Genomic DNA, 6,750 nt, shown 5'->3' on the forward strand with positions numbered 1-6,750 from the left:
CACTCACCATCGCAATTTGGGCGGAATGCAATCCACCCAGGGCGTTTTTAACGCCTTCATTAATTGCTTTGTAATATCCGAGAGTGCTCTCCCAACTCATACCGCCCAGCAGTCCTATGGTGTTCATTTTTTGTCCGTTTTATTTCCCATGAATTGACTTATGGTTGTGATACATGCCTTAATGAACTGTCGTCAATTTCCTTATTTGGCCAGTATTCACTTAATTTTTCACCGTTGACCATCATAAAGACGATACACCACCAAACATAAGATTCTATGAGCAATTTAAGCGGCAAAAGTGATTTTTAATATAGGTATATAGTCTATGCTTGAGGTTATCTGTCTGCTCTCATCATAAAAATACAGCACAGCATATCGTCCACCAGATCGGAACCGCGTGAAACGTATGAATGCAAAAATCAGGCAAGCCATTGCGGATCTATTTCAACTCTCTTCTTCCCAAAGTCGTCACAAATGGCTCGCTCTGGTGATGGGGGAGACAACGGACCCTATCATACACACCCCTGCCGAAAAGGCTGAAATCAGGTCATACCTCCAGGCAGCTGATCAACAAATTGACAAAAACTCAAGATCACTGATAACCATCGAATTGCAAGAAACGGTCGCCGTCTTGAACGGAACGTCGTCCAGGTCCACCTACCTCACAGATCGCACTCTCAAAGCCATCAACCTGTTTAACAATGATGGTGATCACTTAGGCTTAATGATCGCTCTGTATGCCTCAGATGAACAGTCAGACAACCTGTCACGCATTGCTCAATTGGCGGAAAAGTTCATCATCGCTGGCAGATCGGAAGATGAGAATCAGCGAGCGGTTGAACACAGTTTCAATATCAATCGGGCAATTCTGAACACCCTTTATGATGCTGTGGTTATGACGGATCTGAAAGGCCGGATCCAAAGCATTAACCCTGCGTTTGAAAAAATGTTTGGTTACACGGAAAAAGATCTGATCGGTAAGTCCATCACGAAACTCATGCCACCAGAAGTAGCGCACCACCATTCAGACTACATGCAGAAGTACGCTGACGGAAAAACCTCAGGATCAATCATGGGTAACCTCCGTTCTCTGCAAGCTGTTCGGGCAGACGGCACGCGTTTTACCATTCAAATTGCCGTGACAGAAACCACTGTTGGTTCTGAACGTCTGCTGGTTGCGGCAGTACAGGACATCACCGCCAGTAATGAAGACCGGCTAAACCTGAAGCGGTTCCAAAAGACGCTCGACTGTACACTGGATTGCGTTTTTATGTTTGATGCGCAAACACTGCAGTTTTTTTACGTCAACCAGGGTGCCATAAGTCAGCTGGGATACACGCAGAGTGAGCTACTGAAATTACACCCCTACGATGTCAAACCACTCTTTTCGGAACCGGAATTCAGACAGATGATTCAGCCTCTGATAAGCGGCGAGGTGAATCGTCTAAACTTCCAAACAACTCACCGCCACAAGGATGGCCACGACCTCCCCGTAGATATTTCCCTACAGTATGTTGAACTGGATGGAGAGCCTTCCCGCTTTATTGCTATTGTCAGAGACATTTCAGAACAAAAGCGACACCAGGAAGAAATAGAACATCTTGCCTACTATGATCCATTGACCAACCTGCCTAACCGTAGTCTGATTCGCTCACGACTGGAATCCTGTCTAAGAAACAGCGCGGAAACACAAGCTTTTTCCGCTGTCATGTTGACCGATCTCGACGATTTTAAAACCATAAACGATACTTTGGGTCATCACGACGGTGACGAGCTGTTAATTGAAATCTCTAGTCGTTTTTCCAATGTGCTGAGTGATCATCATTCCATTTCAAGATTAGGCGGTGATGAATTCCTGGTAGTCATAAACACGGCACACAAAGAGTACAATACTGCACTGGAGAAGGTTATAGAAACCGCCAAGAAACTCTTAACAGCCGTTTCTCAACCCACCGTCACACTGGGAAATTCAAGGTCCATATCGACAAGCATCGGGGTTGTTCTGTTTAACGATGACTCCATCTGTGCCAGCGATTTAATGCGTATGGCCGACATAGCCATGTACGACGCCAAGAGAAAGGGGAAAAATAAATTCAGTCTTTTCGACGATGTCATGCAGCAAGAGCTTGTCAACGAGCAACACCTGGCAACTGACCTTAATACTGCTCTTGAGAATGGCAACGAAATTCTTCCCTGGTTCCAACCTAAAGTTAATCTGGATGGAAACACGATTGGATTTGAAGCGTTGGCGCGCTGGAACCATCCCCAACAAGGCCTTCTTAGTCCTGCCAGTTTTATTGAACTGGCTGAGAAGAAGCACCTGATGGAAAAATTAAGCGATCAGATTCTAATTAAATCTTGTCAACAGATGAGTGATTGGCGAAAGAAATTGGACATTGACGACTGGTCGGTATCAGTCAACATAAGTCAAAGCCAACTTTGTCTATCCACATTTCCAAATAAAGTAAAACAGACTCTCAAGGAAACAGGCCTTCGGGCTTCTGCCTTAATGCTTGAAGTCACAGAAAGTGTTCTGGCTGAGAATATTGATCTCAGCATCCAGCAAATGAAGCGGCTGAGAGCCATGGGCGTACGCTTCTCCCTTGATGATTTCGGTACCGGATATTCGTCCCTGTCGTACATACGTCAACTCCCGATAGATGAAATGAAAATTGACAAAAGCTTTGTCACCACACTACTGAGTGATAACGAAAGTCGATCTATTGTTAGAGTTATTTTGCTACTGGCTGACGTACTAAAACTCAATGTCGTAGCCGAAGGAATTGAAAACGAAGAGCAATGGCAATCCCTGAAAAAACTGGGTTGTCGAGAATTTCAGGGATATCTTTTCAGTCCACCGAAACCACCTGAAGAGCTGCTCGAACAATTGATCAAACAGAAGAAAGATTGAATAGATGATTCTTAAACATGGGGACTAAGGTGCAATCTTACAGGTGATTTTTATGTTTTATTTTTCTCGTAACCAGGCCTTAGATCAGACACTTCAAACCAGTCTGATTTAGACTCGCAGTAAATTTCATAGCCTGGTTCAGGTATTTTTCCTTCAGTCACCGTGCCTAGACGAAGCCTGATTATTTCTGGATGATCTGTTCGCTGGCTGTAAAGAGGACTGCCACAGTTGCTACAGAAGACTCTCTTTTTATTCGGACTGGAGAAAAATACTTTAGCCAGTTCAGAACCCTGAACGAAAGCAAAGCTTTTTAACTGAATCGGTGCATTGGTCACGAAGGGAGTGCCTTGCGCTCTCTTGCATTGATCACAGTGGCAGATGGCCACTTCATCTATTGGCTCACTGTACTCGTATTGTATTTTTTCGCAGAGACAACTTCCTTTAATCATATTTTCCTCAACTTCTTTTCCTCAACCTTTTTTCCTCAACTTTTTTTCCTCCACTTCGGTTTAGCTCCTCAGAACGAGGCGGTAAATGGTAAGAAAGGCTATTCAGCCGACTCGGTTTGAGACGTCAGATTCATGCACTTATCCAGACTGATCGCGCAGGCGGTTGTCACCACTCGACCTATCATCTCACCTAGTAATGTGTGCTTACCACAGAAGGCCTGAGTTGAATCACTGTCTGGGCAAAACACCGCGTGACTGTCGGTACCCGTACCACTGGCAGGCAAGCCAGAGAGTGGGCTGAAAATCCCGGCATCACGTACAGCCGTCACTTTGCTCTCTGTGAGCATCATCAGGGCTTCAACCATGGCTGCATCGGTTAGGGACTGATTCACGTAAAGCCAGATATTAATCGTCCCCGGGGATGGCTCCTCATCGGCAATATCACCCACTCGACGGACATTACTCAGTCCTGAGGTTACCCAACACTCTGCCGTCAAACCTGCACGACTCTCGAAACAGTGACCCAAAGATGACATCGAGGCAGCGGTCATCATAGCCGTTGTCGGTTGCGGTAGCTTCAACTCGGCGGCTTTCAGATTCAGGGCTTCTTCCGCTGGCAGACACGGTGACGGTGGGTTTTCATCAACCTTCCAATTGAGAAACGACGCCGCCTCCCTCAAACCACCATTCAGTACGGCAGAGCTTAGCACCCGACACATTGCAGGAGGCATCAACACCAGGTAATCACGGTGATTCACCAGCTCAATTTTAGACATGAATACTGCTACTTATTTTCAACCATAGGATTAAGTATTTCCTGAATCATAGAGTTTCCATTCCATTGGAAGCGATTCAGCTTTCTATTAAAAGCGTCCATAAAACAACGATCTCAACAATAGTAAACACTTACAAACATAGTATCTGCGGATATAAAAAAACCCGCGTTGGTTGATCCACATGGAACCACCCAAACGCGGGTTTACGATTAACGCCAGGGTTTAGAAAACCTTAAACGTCCAGGTTCGCCACTGCCAGAGCATTAGTCTCGATAAACTCGCGACGTGGCTCTACATGATCACCCATCAGGGTGGTGAAGATCTGATCGGCGCCAATGGCGTCTTCGATAGTCACTTGTAGCATGCGACGGCTTTCCGGATCCATGGTGGTTTCCCACAATTGTTCGGGGTTCATCTCACCCAACCCTTTGTAGCGCGAGATGTTATAGCCACGACGGGATTCAATCATCAACCACTCCAGCGCTTCGGTGAAGCTGGTGGTTTCTTTCTTGCGCTCACCGCGCTGAATGTAGCCACCCTCTTCGATCAAACCGTCGAGACGTTCACCCAACTTAACGATAGAAGCGTATTCGCCGGACAGGAAGAAGTCACGGTTGAAAATAAAGTCCGAAGGCACACCGTGGGCGGTGATTCGTACCACCGGGATAAACAGATGACGCTCGGTGTCTTCTCTAACCAGAACTTCGTAGCGGTGACTGCCGCTGCCGTTACTAACGGCCAATCGAGCGGACAACGCATCAGCCCACTTCTGCATCAAATCGTGACTCTTCAGATGCTCTTCAGTCACAGTTTCCAGATACACCAGCTGTTCCAGAACTTCGGAAGGATACAGACGAGACAACCGGTCAATTGTGGCCATAACAGCGCGATATTCTGCCACCAGGTTTTCCAGGCCTTCACCAGTGATGCCTGGAGCATCCACATTGACGTGCAATGACGCGTTTTCCAGTGCTGCCTGAGTCAGGAATTGGGTCAGTGCTTCATCGTCTTTCAGGTATTGCTCCTGCTTGCCTTTGCTGATTTTGTACAGCGGTGGCTGAGCGATGTAGATATGACCACGCTCAACCAGCTCACGCATCTGGCGGAAGAAGAACGTCAGCAACAACGTACGGATGTGAGAACCATCCACGTCCGCATCCGTCATGATGATGATGCTGTGATAACGCAGCTTGTCCGGGTTGAATTCTTCGTTACCGATACCGCAACCCAGCGCGGTGATCAGAGTACCCACTTCAGCACTGGACAACATCTTGTCAAAGCGTGCTTTTTCAACGTTGAGAATCTTACCTTTCAGCGGCAGGATCGCCTGAGTCTTGCGCGAGCGTCCTTGTTTGGCGGAACCGCCAGCGGAATCACCCTCCACCAGGTAGATTTCAGACAATGCCGGGTCTTTTTCCTGACAGTCCGCCAACTTGCCTGGCAGGCCAGCAATGTCCAGCGCACCCTTACGGCGAGTCATTTCACGGGCTTTGCGAGCCGCTTCACGGGCGCGAGCCGCTTCCATCATCTTGCCGACAATCAGCTTGGATTCCTGCGGGTTTTCCAGCAGGTAATCATTGAAGGAAACCCCCATCTCTTGCTCCACCGCAGTTTTCACTTCGGAGGACACCAGCTTGTCTTTAGTCTGGGAAGAGAACTTGGGATCCGGCACTTTCACCGAAATGATCGCTGTCAAACCTTCACGGGCATCGTCACCGGTGGTGTTAACCTTGTCTTTTTTGCCCAGGCCTTCACGCTCAATATAGCCATTCAAGCCGCGAGTCAGTGCTGCACGGAAGCCCGCCAGGTGAGTACCGCCGTCGCGCTGGGGGATGTTGTTGGTGTAACAGAAGATGTTTTCCTGAAAGCTGTCGTTCCACTGCAACGCCACTTCTACTCCCACACCGTCTTCTTCACGCAGAGTGTCGAAGTGAATGACCTGGTTAATGGGGGTTTTGTTCTGGTTGATGTGCTCAACAAAGGCTCGCAAGCCGCCTTCGTACTCATACACTTCTTCTTTGGCAGAACGCTCGTCTTTCAACACAATGCGCACGCCAGAGTTGAGGAAAGAGAGTTCACGCAAGCGCTTGGCCAGCTGATCGAAATGGAATTCAATGTTGGTAAAGGTATCAGCAGACGGGTGGAAGCGAACTTCAGTACCGGTAATGTCGGTATCTCCGACAATCGCCAAAGGTGCATCGGGAACACCGTGACGGTAGACCTGCTCAAACACTTTACCACCGCGACGGATGGTCAGTTCCAGCTTTTCAGACAGGGCATTTACAACAGAAACCCCCACGCCGTGCAGGCCGCCGGAGACTTTATAGGTGTTATCGTCGAATTTACCCCCGGCGTGAAGTACGGTCATAATCACTTCAGCGGCAGAAACCCCTTCTTCTTCGTGGATTTCAGTCGGAATACCACGGCCGTTATCGCTAACAGAGACGGATTCATCGGGGTGAATCACGACTTTAATCTCGGAACAGTGGCCTGCCAATGCCTCATCAATGGAGTTATCGACGATTTCAAACACCATATGATGCAGACCGCTGCCATCATCGGTGTCGCCAATGTACATCCCTGGGCGCTTACGAACTGCATCCAACCCTTTCAG

At 48.0% G+C, this 6,750-nt stretch carries 4 protein-coding genes; 1 reads left to right on the top strand and 3 read right to left on the bottom strand.

All coding sequences use genetic code 11. The annotated features are described in order from the left end of the window. Positions 1–781 precede the first annotated feature (781 nt). A complete protein-coding gene (locus ACTG33_RS15200) occupies positions 782–2,911 on the top strand; it encodes an EAL domain-containing protein (protein WP_439136073.1) in 2,130 nt (709 codons plus the stop codon). 50 nt (positions 2,912–2,961) lie between these two features. Here ACTG33_RS15200 and ACTG33_RS15205 read toward each other — a convergent pair whose 3' ends face one another. From ACTG33_RS15205 to gyrB, 3 genes are all read right to left on the bottom strand, one after another. Continuing rightward, on the bottom strand, positions 2,962–3,360 hold the full coding sequence (locus ACTG33_RS15205) for a GFA family protein (RefSeq protein WP_439136074.1): 399 nt from the start codon (positions 3,358–3,360) through the stop codon (positions 2,962–2,964). Between the two features lie 98 nt (positions 3,361–3,458). Continuing rightward, complete coding sequence (locus tag ACTG33_RS15210; protein WP_439136075.1) at positions 3,459–4,136, bottom strand: adenosylcobinamide amidohydrolase; 678 nt, start codon at positions 4,134–4,136, stop codon at positions 3,459–3,461. A 232-nt stretch (positions 4,137–4,368) separates the two neighbouring features. Then, on the bottom strand, positions 4,369–6,750 hold a 2,382-nt coding region (gyrB, locus tag ACTG33_RS15215; RefSeq protein WP_439136076.1), incomplete at its 5' end, for a DNA topoisomerase (ATP-hydrolyzing) subunit B.

The sequence above is a fragment of the Pseudomaricurvus sp. genome (assembly GCF_965662505.1).
In the GTDB taxonomy this organism is placed as follows: domain Bacteria; phylum Pseudomonadota; class Gammaproteobacteria; order Pseudomonadales; family Cellvibrionaceae; genus Pseudomaricurvus.